13 protein-coding genes are annotated in these 14,030 nt (G+C 71.2%); 3 read left to right on the forward strand and 10 right to left on the reverse strand.

Annotation, left to right across the window (positions count from 1 at the left end):
- Positions 1 to 742: 742 nt before the first annotated feature.
- Positions 743 to 1,897, reverse strand: a complete 1,155-nt coding sequence (locus Aiant_RS10360) for a pectate lyase (RefSeq protein ID WP_229830724.1) — start codon at positions 1,895 to 1,897, stop codon at positions 743 to 745.
- Between the two features lie 248 nt (positions 1,898 to 2,145).
- Between Aiant_RS10360 and Aiant_RS10365 the strand changes: the two genes are divergently transcribed.
- From Aiant_RS10365 to Aiant_RS10375, 3 genes are all read left to right on the forward strand, one after another.
- Positions 2,146 to 3,210, forward strand: a complete 1,065-nt coding sequence (locus Aiant_RS10365) for an epimerase (protein WP_189333416.1) — start codon at positions 2,146 to 2,148, stop codon at positions 3,208 to 3,210.
- Positions 3,211 to 3,716: 506 nt separating this feature from the next.
- The gene (locus Aiant_RS10370) at positions 3,717 to 4,088 is read left to right on the forward strand and encodes a hypothetical protein (RefSeq protein ID WP_189333415.1); all 372 of its coding nucleotides are present in this window, start codon (positions 3,717 to 3,719) and stop codon (positions 4,086 to 4,088) included.
- Positions 4,089 to 4,115: 27 nt separating this feature from the next.
- Positions 4,116 to 4,928, forward strand: coding sequence for a hypothetical protein (locus tag Aiant_RS10375; protein WP_189333414.1), 813 nt, complete (start codon positions 4,116 to 4,118; stop codon positions 4,926 to 4,928).
- A 62-nt stretch (positions 4,929 to 4,990) separates the two neighbouring features.
- Here Aiant_RS10375 and argG read toward each other — a convergent pair whose 3' ends face one another.
- From argG to Aiant_RS10420, 9 genes are all read right to left on the reverse strand, one after another.
- Positions 4,991 to 6,226, reverse strand: coding sequence for an argininosuccinate synthase (argG, locus tag Aiant_RS10380; protein WP_189333413.1), 1,236 nt, complete (start codon positions 6,224 to 6,226; stop codon positions 4,991 to 4,993).
- The gene (locus Aiant_RS10385) at positions 6,223 to 7,116 is read right to left on the reverse strand and encodes a hypothetical protein (protein ID WP_189333412.1); all 894 of its coding nucleotides are present in this window, start codon (positions 7,114 to 7,116) and stop codon (positions 6,223 to 6,225) included. Before Aiant_RS10385 ends, argG begins: the two co-directional genes overlap by 4 nt.
- Positions 7,113 to 7,619: an arginine repressor gene (locus Aiant_RS10390; protein WP_189333411.1), complete on the reverse strand. Its 507-nt coding sequence runs from the start codon at positions 7,617 to 7,619 to the stop codon at positions 7,113 to 7,115. The genes Aiant_RS10385 and Aiant_RS10390 overlap by 4 nt, the downstream gene beginning before the upstream one ends.
- Positions 7,616 to 8,548 carry an ornithine carbamoyltransferase gene (argF, locus tag Aiant_RS10395; protein ID WP_189333410.1) on the reverse strand — a complete coding sequence of 311 codons (933 nt, stop codon included), beginning with the start codon at positions 8,546 to 8,548 and terminating at the stop codon, positions 7,616 to 7,618. Before argF ends, Aiant_RS10390 begins: the two co-directional genes overlap by 4 nt.
- A complete protein-coding gene (locus Aiant_RS10400; protein ID WP_189333409.1) occupies positions 8,545 to 9,696 on the reverse strand; it encodes an acetylornithine transaminase in 1,152 nt (383 codons plus the stop codon). Before Aiant_RS10400 ends, argF begins: the two co-directional genes overlap by 4 nt.
- Positions 9,693 to 10,559 (reverse strand): acetylglutamate kinase, encoded by an 867-nt coding sequence (gene argB, locus Aiant_RS10405; RefSeq protein WP_189333408.1) that lies wholly within the window; start codon positions 10,557 to 10,559, stop codon positions 9,693 to 9,695. Before argB ends, Aiant_RS10400 begins: the two co-directional genes overlap by 4 nt.
- Positions 10,556 to 11,725, reverse strand: a complete 1,170-nt coding sequence (gene argJ / locus Aiant_RS10410) for a bifunctional glutamate N-acetyltransferase/amino-acid acetyltransferase ArgJ (RefSeq protein ID WP_189333407.1) — start codon at positions 11,723 to 11,725, stop codon at positions 10,556 to 10,558. The genes argB and argJ overlap by 4 nt, the downstream gene beginning before the upstream one ends.
- The gene (gene argC, locus Aiant_RS10415; RefSeq protein ID WP_189333406.1) at positions 11,722 to 12,723 is read right to left on the reverse strand and encodes an N-acetyl-gamma-glutamyl-phosphate reductase; all 1,002 of its coding nucleotides are present in this window, start codon (positions 12,721 to 12,723) and stop codon (positions 11,722 to 11,724) included. The genes argJ and argC overlap by 4 nt, the downstream gene beginning before the upstream one ends.
- 244 nt (positions 12,724 to 12,967) lie before the next feature.
- Entirely contained in the window at positions 12,968 to 13,981 is a 1,014-nt protein-coding gene (locus Aiant_RS10420) for a hypothetical protein (protein ID WP_189333405.1), read from the reverse strand.
- Positions 13,982 to 14,030: the final 49 nt, after the last annotated feature.

The following is a 14,030-nucleotide window of genomic DNA, read 5'->3' on the forward strand; positions in this document are numbered from 1 at the left end:
TATCCCGGCTGCGAATAGGGCCGTGAGCGCCAGCCCGACAGTCCCGGGCTGGTCCTGGTGGCCCTATCCCGGCCGGGGATAGGGCCGTGAGCGCCAGCCCGACAGTTCCCGGCTGGACCTGGTGGCCCTGGCTCGGCCGGGCATAGGGCCGTGGACGCCAGCCCGACAGTCCCGGGCTGGTCCTGGTGGCCCTATCCCGGCCGGGGATAGGGCCGTGAGCGCCAGCCCGACAGTTCCCGGCTGGACCTGGTGGCCCTGGCTCGGCCGGGCATAGGGCCGTGGACGCCAGCCCGACAGTTCCCGGCTGGTCCTGGCGGCCCTATCCCGGCTACGGATAGGGCCATGAGCACCAGCCCGACAGTCCCGGGCTGGACCTGACAGCCCTATCCCGGCTACGGATAGGGCCATGAGCACCAGCCCGACAGTCCCGGGCTGGACCTGACAGCCCTACCCCGGCCGGGCATAGGGCCATGAGCACCAGCCCGACAGTTCCCGGCTGGACCTGGTGGCCCTACCCCGGCCGGGCATAGGGCCATGAGCACCAGCCCGACAGTCCCCGGCTGGACCTGACGGCCCTACCCCGGCTACGGATAGGGCCGTGAGCACCAGCCCGACAATCCCCGGCTGGACCTGACGGCCCTACCCCGGCTACGGATAGGGCCATGAGCGCCAGCCCGACAATCCCCGGCTGGCCCTGACGGCCCTATCCGGGCCGCGGATAGGGCCGTGGGCGCCAGCTCGTCTACTTGTAGGTGATGTCGCTCTTGGTGACCTTGCAGTTGGCGTTGTTCCAGCCCTCGCCGAGGTAGCTCGGCTCGCTGCCCTTGGCGACGCCCTTGTACTGGCCGCAGACCACGGCGCTGGCGCTGTTGGTCAGGGTCACGCGGGTGATGGTGGCGGTGTCGCCCCAGTTGGTGTTGATCCCGGCGACCATGTCGACGTCGTTCAGCAGCACGTTGTCGATCTTGACGTTGCGTTGGTAGGAACTGGAGCAGTTGCCGCACGCCCGGTACAGCTTGCCGGAGCCGCTCAGGTAGAAGCCGGAGATGCTGACCGTCCCGTTCCCGTTGTGCTGGAACGTCTTGTCGCTGCCGGACCGCGCGCCGCCGCCGATCACGTAGCTGGTGCCGCCGCCGGCGCCCTGGAAGGTCGCGGCGTCCTCACCGATGTCGTTCCACCAGACGTTCTTGATGGTGCACGTGCCCTTGCAGTGCACGCCGTCACCGGCGGGCGAGCCGATGATGACGTTCTGGAGGGTGCCGCCGTTGGCGATCTCGAACATCGGGTCCTGTGACTCGCTCTGCGAGCCGTCGCCGATGCAGCAGTACGTCTTCATGCCGCCGTCGAAGGTGCCGGACACGGAGATCGTGCCGGAGACGCTCACCGAGCCGGTCGAGGTGGGCCAGGTGCCGGTCGGCGTGCCGGTGCCGCCGCCGGTCGGGCTCGGGCTCGCGGTCGGGCTGGTCGTCGGGGTCGTGCCGCCGCCCGCGGCGTACGTCTCGAACTCGGCGATCCGCGGCGCGCTGGACGCGGCGGTGATCTCGAAGGTCAGCTTCTTCAGCGCGGTCGAGGCGAACGAGATGCTGCTCGGGCTGCCGCTGCCGCTGGTCAGGACGGCGCCGCTGTCCGCGTTGAGCACCCGCCAGCCGGTGATCGAGCCGCCGCCGGAGGCCTGCCTGATGACGGCCGAGGAGACCGTGGTGGCGCTGCTCCACTTGACCGAGACGTACCCGGTCGTGCTGGCCGGCGCCCAATATGTGCTGGTATCGCCGTCCCGGACGTTGCCGTAGCTGGTGCCGCCGGCCTTGCTGGAACCGTCCGCACCGGCGCTGAGGCTCAGGTTGTCGGCGGCGAACGCGTAGGACGTCGGCAGGGTCAGGACTATCGCGGCGCTCACGGCCGCGGTGGCTCCCGCGGCTAGCCACCGCAGGGGGACTGGTCGTTTCATCGCTTGACTCACTTCCGCTTCAAGGGGGATGCGCGGAGCCGCGGCCATCGGCAGGAAAGCGCTTTCCTGCCGACGATAGAGAGGCGTCGATGGGATGGCAAGGGGGAGTCAAAATCGGTCATGGGGGCGGATTGAGCGATCGCTCAAAACGTCGTAGGCTTCGGTTTGAGCGATCGCTCAAGCACCGGAGGTGTCTCATGAAGGTCGTCATTCCCGGAGGTACCGGGCAGGTCGGCACGATCCTGGATCGGGCGCTGACCGCCGCGGGTCACGATGTCGTCGTGCTGACCCGCTCGCCGCGGGCCTCGCGCGAGGCCCGGCGGGACTCTCGCGAAGGCCGCCGGGACTCGCGCGAAGCCCGGCGGGACGGGCATCAGGTCGAGCGGGAGAACGCGACGCCGGGCGCGCGTCAGGTTCGCTGGGACGGCTCGACTCCGGGTGACTGGGTCGACGAGATCGACGGCAGCGACGTCGTCATCAACCTGGCGGGCCGTAGCGTGAGCTGCCGCTACACCCCGGAGAACCTGGCCGCCATGATGAATTCCCGGGTCGACTCGGCCCGCGCGGTCGGCGACGCCATCGCCCGGGCCGTCCGCCCGCCGAGGGTGTGGTTGCAGATGAGCACCGCGACGATCTACGCACACCGCTTCGACGCGGCCAACGACGAGGACACCGGCATGATCGGCGGCCACGAGGAGGGCGTTCCCGGCTACTGGGCCTACAGCATCGAGATCGACCGGAACTGGGAGGCCGCGCAGGAGCAGGCCGCGACCCCGCACACCCGCAAGGTCGCGCTGCGCTCGGCCATGGTGATGAGCCCCGACCGGGGTGGCGTCTTCGACGTGCTGAGCCGGCTCGCCCGTCTCGGCCTCGGCGGCCCGGTGGCCGGCGGCCGGCAGTACGTGTCGTGGATCCACGACCACGACTTCGTCCGCGCCGTCCGCTTCCTGATCGACCGCGACGACCTCACCGGTCCGGTGAACCTGGCCGCTCCCGGCCCCCTCCCGCAGCGCGAGTTCATGCGCGAGCTGCGGTCGGCCTGGCGGATGCCGCTCGGCCTGCCCGCCACCGCCTGCATGGCCGAGCTCGGCGCCTTCGCCCTGCGTACCGACACCGAGCTGCTGCTGAAAAGCCGCCGTGTCGTCCCGGGCCGCCTCACGGAGGCGGGTTTCACGTTCGACCACCCGCGGTGGCGGTCCGCCGCCACCGACCTGACCCGACGCCACCGTGAGTGCCGGCCCGGCGCGGTCCGGTTGAGCTGACCGCTTTTCACCAGCGGCCCGGGCGAGTCGACCGCTTTTCACCAGCGGCCCGGGCGAGTCGACCGCTTTTCGCCAGCGGCCCGGCGTGGCTCGGACCGCTCACGATTTTGTACGTCCTGGCAGAGCTCTGCCGAGCGGCGCGACGCCCGCCGTGCTCCGGACCGCCCGGCGGGCTCCGGGCGGGGCGGGTGGTCGCGGATCGGCCCCACCTGCCTGACGGGCCTGCGGGCGTGGGTGCGACCGCGGATCGGCCCCACCCGCCGGACGGACCACGGACGCCGAGGGTGTTCGCCGACCGGCCGCGCCTGCCCGACGAGCCACGGACGCCGAGGGTGATCGCCGACCGGCCGCGCCTGCCTGACGGGCCACGGACGCGGACGGAGATCTGAGGAGGCGGTGCTGACGGGACTGGGGCGGAGCGGCCCGAGGTGCGGTGGGCCTGGACCCACTCGGCCTTCCGCCCAGACGGATACTCCCCGCCGAGCACGCTCCGTAACGTCGTCGGCATGGACATCACGACGCGGACGCAGGCTCCGACCACCGCCCTCGACAAGGCCGCCACCAGCATGAAGGCTTTCACCGTCCTGAGCAGCACGGCGCTGGCGGGCCTGGCCGCCGTCGCGATACACGGTCACTCGGTGAACACGTTCATGTGGGTCCGCGGCGCGCTGCTGCCGATCGTGGCGGTCCTGCTGTACCGGATGACCCGCGGTGGCGAGAAAGCCCTCGACCGCCTTCGCACGCTCACCGTGATCATGCCGATCGCCGTCATCGGCATCGACCTGATCCCCGGGGTGTGCCCGTTCTGGTACGCGGCCGTCCAGACGGTCTGCATGATCCCGGTGATCGTCGCGGCCATCCAGCTTCGGACCCGCTGATTTGGCGAGGGCCGGTAGGTTGGCGACGTGACCGACGCTGAGCCGAGCTGGGTGGATCGCATCGTCGCCGAGTTCGGTGACGGTTACGACGTGCAGAGCATCGCCCTGCGCTATGGGATGACCGTCGAGCAGGTCTATGCGGTGGTCGAGCGTGAGGTCGGGCCGGCGGGGCAGCATCCGCCGCAGCCGGGCTACTACGCCCCGCCGGGCAACTACCCGCCGGCCGGATATCCCGCGCCGCAGGGCTATCCCTCGCCGCCGGGCTACTACCCGCCACCCGAGCAGCAAGCGCCCCCGGCCCACTACCCGCCGCCGGCCCAGCCAGCACCCCCGGGCTACCAAGCGCCACCCGCCCAAGCAACACCGCCGGGCTACTACCCACCGCCGGAACAGCAAGCGCCCCCGGCCCAGCCAGCACCCCCGGGCTACCAAGCGCCGCCCGCCCAAGCAACACCGCCGGGCTACTACCCACCGCCGGAACAGCAAGCGCCCCCGGCCCAGCCAGCACCCCCGGGCTACCAAGCGCCACCCGCCCAAGCAACACCGCCGGCCTACTACCCACCGCCGGCCCAGCAAGCGCCGCCGGCCTACTACCCGCCACCCGGGCAACCATTGCCACCCGGCTACTACGCCCCGCCGGGTGCTTACGGACCGCCCGGACATCAGGTGCCCGGTTACCCGCCGCCGCAGCCCGCCGTCGACGAGGACGCCATCGTCGCCGAGTACGCCGACGGGCACGACGTGAACGGGATCGCTCAGCGGCACGGGATCACCCCGGAGCGGGTCTACGAGGTGATTCAGCGCGTCCTGCGGGCGGAGCCCCCACCCACCGCGCTCTAGGCGTACCGAAAAGGAAAGCACGCCCACCGGAAGCGGTGGGCGTGCCGTGGGTGAAGCGGTCCCTACTCGGCCGGCGAGGCGGCCAGGCGGGCGATGCTGCCCGGCATCGCATACATGTGGGCGAAGGCCCGCGCCTGCTCCCCGGTCCACGCCGAGGAACCGTGGCCGTACACGATGCCCGCGCGGGTCGCGGCGTCCAGCAGGCTGTGCGGGCTCGACGAGCCGAGCAGGACGATGTTGCCCTTGTGCAGCTTGACCCGGACGGTGCCGGTGACCCTCGTCTGGCTGGAGTCCAGGAACGCCCGGAAGTCGTCCATGATCGGGTCGAAGTAGACGGCCTCGTGGAGCAGGTCGCCGTAGGTGTTGCCGAGCTGGGCCTTGGTGGCCTGCTGGCGGTTGGAGAGGACCAGTTTCTCCAGCTCACGGTGGGCGGCGATGAGGATCAGCATGCCGGGGGCCTCGAAGCCGACCCGGGCCAGGTTGCCGACCATGGTGGAGCCCATGTGGATGCCGCGGCCGACGCCGTGCTCGCCGCCGAGGACGTTGAGCGCGGAGAGGATCGCGTAGTTCGGCGCGTCCTCGGAGACCAGCGGCTCGCCGTCCACGACGGCCGAGGTCACCACACCCTTGTCGAAGCTGAGGTGCAGCTCGACACCCTCGTCCGGGGCGTCGGCGATCGACTTGGTGTAGGTCCAGGCGTCCTCCGGGAGGTACTCCCAGGAGCCGTAGGTCTCCTCACCACCGATCGACGTGCCGATCAGGCCCTCGTTGATCGAGTACTTCTTGACCTTCTCGCTGACCGCGAAGCCGCGGCTGCGCAGGAACTCGGCCTCCTCCTCGCGGACCAGGCGCTCGTCCCGGACCGGGGTGATGATCTCCAGGTGCGGGGCGAGGGCGCGGATCACCGCGTCGTACCGGACGTGGTCGGCGCCGGCGCCGGTGGAGCCGTGCGCGATGCCGGTGGCGCCGACCTTGAGGGCGACCTCGACGACCTTCTCCGCCTGGATCAGCCGCTCCGCGCCGACGCACGACGGGTAGGCGCCGTTGCGCAGGTAGTTCGCCTTGATCGCGTAGGTGACGACGCGGTCGTAGAGCTCGGCGCGGGCGTCGACCACGTGGTGCTCGACGGCGCCCAGCTCCTCGGCACGGGCCTTGACGGCCTCGGCCTCACCGCTGTGCAGGCCACCGGTGTCGATGTTGGCGGTCACCACGTCCCAGCCCTTCTCGCGGAAGTCCACGAGGGCGTACGAGGTGTCCAGCCCACCGGAGAAGGCGAGAACGATCTTGCGCTTGGTCATCGGGACAGTTCCTTTTCGAGAATCGGCACGTACGTCTTACCGTCTTGCCGGACGTGCCCGGGCGGCAGGACATAGAACTCACAGCGCCCCGCCTCGATGTCCTTCTGCATCGCCTGCTGACGGTCGTAGTCGAACGGGTCGAGCAGGAACGTCGGCTCCGGATCCCGGAAACCGGCCGGCAGGGTGAGGTCGGACTGGTAGACGAACGAGCCCGGCGAGGTGTGGAACGGCACGGTGGCGACCAGCACCTTCAGCGCGCCGAACTCGGTGTGCACCTTGAGGGCGCTGTTGTCGTACTGGGTGACGCCGTCCAGTTTCTGCGCGCGGTACGCGGAGAGTGCCAGCGCCTTGGCCGCCTTGCCGAGCCCGACGGCCGGCATCAGCGACCACAGCGACCAGCCGACCCAGCGACCGGGCTCGGCCGAGGGCGCCGCGCAGTAGCCGCCGACCGGGACCGGGCCGGTGTATCCGCTGGCCCGCATGTCCTCCTGCACCTTGCGCAGCAGCTGCTTCACGTCGGTGTCGAAGCGGAACGTGCTGCGCTCGACCATGGCCGCGAACTCGTCCTGCGGCAGGCTCGCGATCAGCGCGGCGGCCGGCATCAGGATCAGGTCGACCATCACCCACTGCGGCATCGGGATGCCCCGGTCACCGAACGCGATGCCGTTGATCACGTTGAACAGGTTGAGGAAGTCCCGCACCGACCAGTCCCGCTCGGACGTGTCGGTGAAGTCGAGCCAGTTCAGCTTGTGGCCGTACGGCAGCTCGTTGAGCTGCGGGCGGACCGTCTCGTTGGAGGCGAGGAAGAACTCCACGCCGAGTCCGGTCAGCTTGCCGGTGTGGTCGGCGAAGTCGGGGAAACGTGTCTCCACCGCGGACGAGAAGATCATTGGTGCTCCTCACGAGGATCGGCGTCCGACCGGCTCCAGTTGCCGAGTTTCTCGGCCAGGGCCGCGCCCGAGGTGGGCCCGTTGTCCCGGGCCACGACCAGGATGGTGTCATCGCCGGCGATGGTGCCGACCACGTCCGCGAGGCCGGAGCGGTCCAGCGCGCTGGCCAGGAACTGGGCGGCGCCCGGCGGGGTGCGCAGGACCGCGATGTTGCCGCTCGCGTCGACGCCGGTGAGCAGCTCCTTGAGCAGCCGGATCAGCCGGGCCGGGCCCTGCCCGGTGGTCTCGCGCAGCGGCCGCTTGCCGTCCTCCGGGATCAGGTAGGCGCCGCTGACCTTGACCGCGTTCAGCTCCTCCAGGTCACGGGAGAGCGTGGCCTGGGTGACCTGCACGCCCTCGGCGGCGAGCAGGTCGGCCAGTTCGGTCTGGGAGCGCACCGTCCGGCTCCGGATCAGCTCCACGATCCGGGCGTGCCGCCCCGCCCTGGTGATCGGACCGCTCATGCCTGGTTGACCGCCAACAGCCAGGTGAGCAGAGCCTTCTGCGCGTGCAGCCGGTTCTCCGCCTCGTCGAAGACGACGCTCTGCGGGCCGTCCATCACCTCGTCGGTGATCTCCTCGCCGCGGTGCGCCGGCAGGCAGTGCAGCACGATCGCCTCGGGCGCGGCCTTGGCCAGCAGCGCGCTGTTGATCTGGTACGGCCGGAACGGGGTGAGCCGGTCCTTGCCGTCGGCCTCCTGCCCCATCGAGGTCCAGGTGTCGGTGGCCACCACGTGCGCGCCGTCGACCGCCTCACGCGGGTCGCGCAGCACCTCGACCGAGCCGCCGGTCCACGCGGCGATCTCCGCGGCGCGGGCGACCACGGACGGGGCCGGGTCGAAGCCGGAGGGGCCGGCCACCCGCACGTGCATCCCGGCGGTGGCGCCGGCCAGCAGGTAGGAGTGGGCCATGTTGTTGGCGGCGTCGCCGACGTACGCCAGGATCTTCCCCTGGGTCGACCCCAGTTTCTCCCGGATGGTCAGCAGGTCGGCCAGCAGCTGGCAGGGGTGGTACCCGTCGGAGAGCGCGTTGATCACCGGGACGTCGACGCCGGAGGCCAGCTCGGCGAGCCGCTCGTCCCCGTGGGTGCGATAGACCATGGCCGCCACGTACCGGGACACGACCCGGCCGGCGTCGGCGAGGCTCTCGCCCCGGCCGAAGTGGGTGTTCTGGGTGTCCACGATGATCGGCTGGCCGCCCAGCTCGGCGATGCCGGCCTCGAACGACAGCCGGGTGCGCAGGCTGGCCTTGTCGAAGAAGACGGCGACCGAGCGCGGGCCGGCCAGCGGCGTGTGCTCGAACCGGCTCGCCTTCATCGCGGCGGCCAGGTCGAGGACCTCGGACTGCTCCTGCGGGCTCAGGTCGTCGTCGCGGAGGAAGTGGCGCAGGGTCACCGGATACCGTCCAGGGCAGCGATCAGGGCGTCGGCCTGATCGGAGGAGATGATCAGGGGCGGGGCGAGCCGGATCACGTCCGGTTTCGCCGGGTTGACCAGGAAACCCGCTTCGCGCAGCTGCGCTGCGATCTCCGCGGACTCCGGCCGGTTCAGGACGATGCCCAGGAGCAGGCCCGCGCCGCGGACATGCTTGACGTACGGGTGGTTCAGTCCCTCGATCCCCCGCCGCAACCGCTCCCCCACGCGCTTGACGTGATCGAGCAGCCCCTCGCCGGCGATCGTCCGGACCACGGCCAGCCCCGCCGCGCAGGCGATCGGATTCCCGCCGAACGTCGTCCCGTGCGAGCCCGGCGTGAGCAGGTCCGCGGCCCGGCCGAACGCGATGCACGCGCCCAGCGGCAGGCCACCGCCGAGCCCCTTGGCCAGGGTCACGACGTCCGGCTCGACGCCCTCGCTCTGGTGGTGGAACCAGTGGCCGGTACGCCCGATGCCGGTCTGCACCTCGTCCAGGGCGAGCAGCGCACCCGCCTTCTCGGTGATCGCCCGTGCCGCCGACAGGTATCCGGGCGGCGGCACGACCACGCCGTTCTCCCCCTGGATCGGCTCCAGGATCACCATCGCGGTCGCGGTGGTCACCGCCGCCTCCAACGCGGCGACGTCGCCGAACGGGACGTGGGTGACCTCGGCCGGCAGCGGCTGGAACGGATCCCGTTTCGCCGGCTGGCCGGTCAGGGCCAGCGCGCCCATGGTGCGCCCGTGGAACGCGCCCTCGGTGGCGACGATGTGGGTGCGGCCGGTCAGCCGCGAGATTTTGAAGGCGGCCTCGTTGGCCTCGGCGCCCGAGTTGCAGAACATCACCCGTCCGGCGCGGCCGGCCAGGGCCAGGAGCAGCTCGGCGAGGGCGACCGGGGGCTCGGCGATGTACAGGTTGGAGACGTGCCCGATCTGCTGCATCTGACTCGTGACCGCGGCGATCACGCCGGGGTGGGCGTGCCCGAGGGCGTTGACCGCGATGCCGCCGAGGAAGTCGACGTACTCCTTGCCGTCCTCGCCGGTGAGCACCGCGCCCTCGCCCTTGACCAGGGCCAGCGACGGCGTGCCGTAGTTGTTCATCATCGACGCCTGCCACCGCTCGGACAGGCTCATGAGGGGACCACCATGGTTCCGAATCCTTCTTCCGTGAAGACTTCGAGCAACGTCGAGTGGGCGACCCGGCCGTCGACGACGTGCGCCGACGGGACTCCGCCGCGCACCGCGCGCAGGCAGGCCTCCATCTTGGGCACCATCCCGGACTCCAGGGAAGGCAGCAGTTTCTCCAGCCTGTCCGCGTCGATCTCGCTGGTCAGCGACGAGGTGTCCGGCCAGTTCGCGTAAAGGCCGGGCACGTCGGTCAGCACGACCAGTTTGCGCGCGCCGAGGGCGACCGCGAGCGCCGAGGCGGCGGTGTCCGCGTTCACGTTGTGCAGCAAGCCGCCGGCGTCGGGGGCGACGGTGGCGATCACCGGAATCCGGCCGGCCGCGATCAGGTCGTCCACGGCCGAGGTGTTCACCCGGTCGACGTCGCCGACCTGGCCGATGTCGACCTCCTCGCCGTCGATGAGAGCCCCCCGCGTGACCGCGGTGAACAGCCCCGCGTCCTCCCCGGACAGGCCCACCGCATAGGGACCGTGCTGGTTGATCAGGCCGACCAGCTCCCGGCCGACCTGACCGGTCAGCACCATCCGGACGACCTCCATCGTCTCCGGCGTGGTGACGCGCAGGCCACCGCGGAACTCGGACTCGATGCCCAGTCGTTTCAACATCCGGCTGATCTGCGGACCGCCGCCGTGCACGACGACCGGCTTGATCCCGACATGGCGGAGAAAGACCATGTCTGTCGCGAAGGCGCGCTGGAGCGATGGGTCGATCATGGCGTTTCCGCCGTACTTGACCACGATCGTCGCGCCGTGGAAGCGCTCCAGCCACGGGAGCGCTTCGATCAGGATTTCTGCCTTTTGAAGAGGATTCATGAGCTGTAAGCCGAATTCTCGTGAACATAGGCGTGCGACAGGTCGGTGGTCCAGATCGTCGCGTTCATCTCGCCCTCGTGCAGGTTGATGGTGACCCGCACGTCGCGGCCGGAGAGGTCGACCTTGGACCGGTCCTCGGCGGCGGCGCCGTTCTTGCACACCCACACACCGTTGATCGCCACGTCGATCCGGTCCGCCTCGAAGGCGGCGCTGGTGGTGCCGACCGCGGCGAGGATGCGGCCCCAGTTCGGGTCGTTGCCGAAGAACGCGGTCTTCACCAGGTTGTTGCCGGCCACGGTCCGGCCGACCTGCACGGCGTCGGCCTCGCTCGCGGCGCCGGCCACCTCGATCGCGATGTGCTTGGTGGCGCCCTCGGCGTCGGCGATCAGCTGCTGGGCCAGGTCGTGGCAGACCTCGGTGACCGCGGCGGTCAGCTCGGCGAGCGTCGGCTGCCTGTCCGAGGCGCCGCTGGCCAGGAGCAGCACGGTGTCGTTGGTCGACATGCAGCCGTCCGCGTCGATCCGGTCGAAGGTGACCCGGGTGGCCGCGCGCAGCGCCGCGTCGAGGGTCTCGTTGTCCGCCGAGGCGTCCGTGGTGATCACCACGAGCATGGTGGCCAGGGCCGGGGCGAGCATGCCGGCGCCCTTGGCGATGCCGCCGACCGACCAGCCCTCGCGCTGGGCCACCGCGTTCTTCGCCACCGTGTCGGTGGTCATGATCGCCTCGGCCGCTTTCGGCCCGCCGTCCGCGGCGAGCGCCTTGACCGCGGCGTTCACGCCCGGCAGCAGCTTGTCCATCGGGAGCAGCTCGCCGATCAGGCCGGTCGAGCAGACCGCAATGTCGCCGGGGCCGATCATCAGCTTCTTGGTCGAGCGCAGCACCGACGCGGTGTGCTCGGCGGTCGCGTGGGTGTCGCGGAAGCCCTGCGAGCCGGTGCAGGCGTTGGCGCCGCCGGAGTTGAGCACGACCGCGCGGACCACGCCGCCCCGGAGGACCTGCTGGCTCCAGAGCACCGGCGCGGCCTTCACCCGGTTACCGGTGAAGACGGCGGCGGCGGTGTAGTCGGGGCCGTCGTTGACGACCAGGGCGACATCCGGGTTTCCGGTGGCCTTGAGCCCGGCGGCGACGCCGGAGGCCTTGAAGCCCTTCGGGTGGGTGACGGTCACGGTGCGACTCCGTAGACGCTGAGGCCGGCCGTCTCCGGCAGGCCGAACATGAGATTGGCGTTCTGCACCGCCTGGCCGGCGGCGCCCTTGCCGAGGTTGTCGAGCGCGCTGACCACGATGATCCGGCCCGAGTCGACATCGACCGTGGCCTGGAGGTGGCACGAGTTGGAACCGGAGGTGGCCGCGGTGTGCGGCCAAGCGCCCTCGGGCAGCACGTGCACGAACGGCTCGTCCGCGTAGGCCGCCTGGAGTGCCTCGCGCGGGTCGCCGCCGTTGCGCCGCTTCGTGGTGACGGTCGCCAGGATGCCGCGCGGCATCGGCGCCAGGATCGGGGTCATCGACAGCGACGCGGCGCCGGTGGCCTGCTTGATCTCGGCGACGTGCTGGTGCGCGCCCACCTTGTAGGGCGAGAGGTCACCCATGATCTCGCTGGCCAGCAGGTGCGCCTTGGCGTTGCGGCCGGCGCCGGAGGTGCCGGAGCTGGCGACCACGACCACGTCCTCCGGGTCGGCGACACCGGCGGCGATCAGCGGGGCCAGGGCCAGGATGATGGTGGCCGCATAACAACCCGTGTTCGCCACCCGGTCGGCGGCGCGGATCGCGTCGCGGGCGCCGGGCAGCTCGGGCAGGCCGTAGGTCCAGGTGCCGGCGTGGCCACCACCGTAGTAACGGGTCCACTGCTCGGCGCTCTCCAGCCGGAAGTCGGCGCCCAGGTCGACGACCTTGACGCCCTCGTCGAGCTGGGCCGCGACGGCCGCCGACTGCCCGTGCGGCAGCGCGAGAAAGACCAGGTCAGCGTCGCCGAGCGTGGCCGCGTCGGTGGTGCCGAGGGTCAGGTCGAGACCGGCCAGCTGCGGGTGCACGGACGTCACGTGCTGCCCGGCCTGGCTGTGCGCGGTCGCCGCGATCAGCTCGAACTCGGGGTGCCCGGCGAGCAGGCGCAACAACTCTCCACCGGCATAACCACTTGCTCCGGCAACCGCGACCCGGACTCCCATGAGAACACCCACCTCCGCATGACTATGCAGAGAACCGTATCAACTCACATTCCCCACGGCAACCACGCCGTGCCCGGACTCACCTTCGCGCGCCGCGCCGCCCTTCACCTCATGAATGCGGAGACGGCACCCTGGACCCGACCGCCTGCGCGGTCGACTGACGGTTACCACCGGCGTCCGGCTGGTGACCGTGGGCGAGGAGCAGGGAGCGACGATCCAGGCGGCCATCGACACGCCGGATGGGTCAGGGACGCTGGGACCAGGTGTGCCAGGCGTTGAGCCAGTGAGCCTTGGCCTCGATGCGGGCCTTGATCTCGGCGGCGTTGCGGGGATGGGCCGCGTCCTGCTGGGCGCGCCACGCCTGCTGGGCCGGGCGGCTCGGCACCCGCGTCGACAGGCCGGTGACGTGGAGCAGGGTCTCGTTGATCGCGCGTTCCCGGCGGCCCGCGTCGGCGCGGAACCACGGCGCCTCCCGGGACAGCGTGGTCAGCTGCGACAACAGGTCGGTGATCGCGGCGTCGGCGGCCTCCCGCGACTGGCCGGACAGCTCCGCCTGGCGATCCACCGCGGCCGCCCACAGCGCACGCCACGACGCCGGGAGCCGCGGCACCGGACCGCCCTCGGCCTGCCAGACCTCCGACTCGATCGCCTCCCGCAACACCATGTCGACCAGGACCCGGTGCGGCTCACCGGCCGGCGGCTCGAGCGAGGGCGACGGCTCCGGCTCCTGCGACGGCTCCGGCAGCGGCGCGTCGAGCATCTCGGCGATCTCGGCGCCGGGCAGCATCCCCAGGCGCGGTTCAAACCGCTTACGGTACGCCCGGAGCCCCACCTCCACCTCGCCGAACAACCCGGCCTCCAGCACGATCCGGGCCGCCCACCAGTCCGCTCCGGCGTGCATCACCTGAGCGGTCAGCGCCCGCCCGTCGACCAGGACCGGCGCCTGCGACTCACTCCACGGCACGTCGGCGAACCGGATGCCGGCCTCCCGCAGCAACTCCTCGAGCACCTCGCGCAGCCCGGCCGACGCCCCACCGGTCCCGGCCCACCGCGCGGTCTCCACGGCCAGCCACGACTCGGGGTCGCCATATCGCACGGTCACCGAGGTCAGCAGGTCGTCGCTGCTGCCCCACCCGTCGATGCGACCGTCCGGCGCGCCCGGCACCCCGATCATCGGGAGCCGCCCGGCGGCCAGCCCCCGCCGCAGCTCGGCCCGATGGTCCCGCCAGCCCGGCCAGTCCGGCGACGCGAATCTCATCTCCCCCACCTCTCTCCTGAGAGAGTTCCATCACCGCACGCCGCGTCAA

The organism is Actinoplanes ianthinogenes, from assembly GCF_018324205.1.
GTDB lineage: Bacteria > Actinomycetota > Actinomycetes > Mycobacteriales > Micromonosporaceae > Actinoplanes > Actinoplanes ianthinogenes.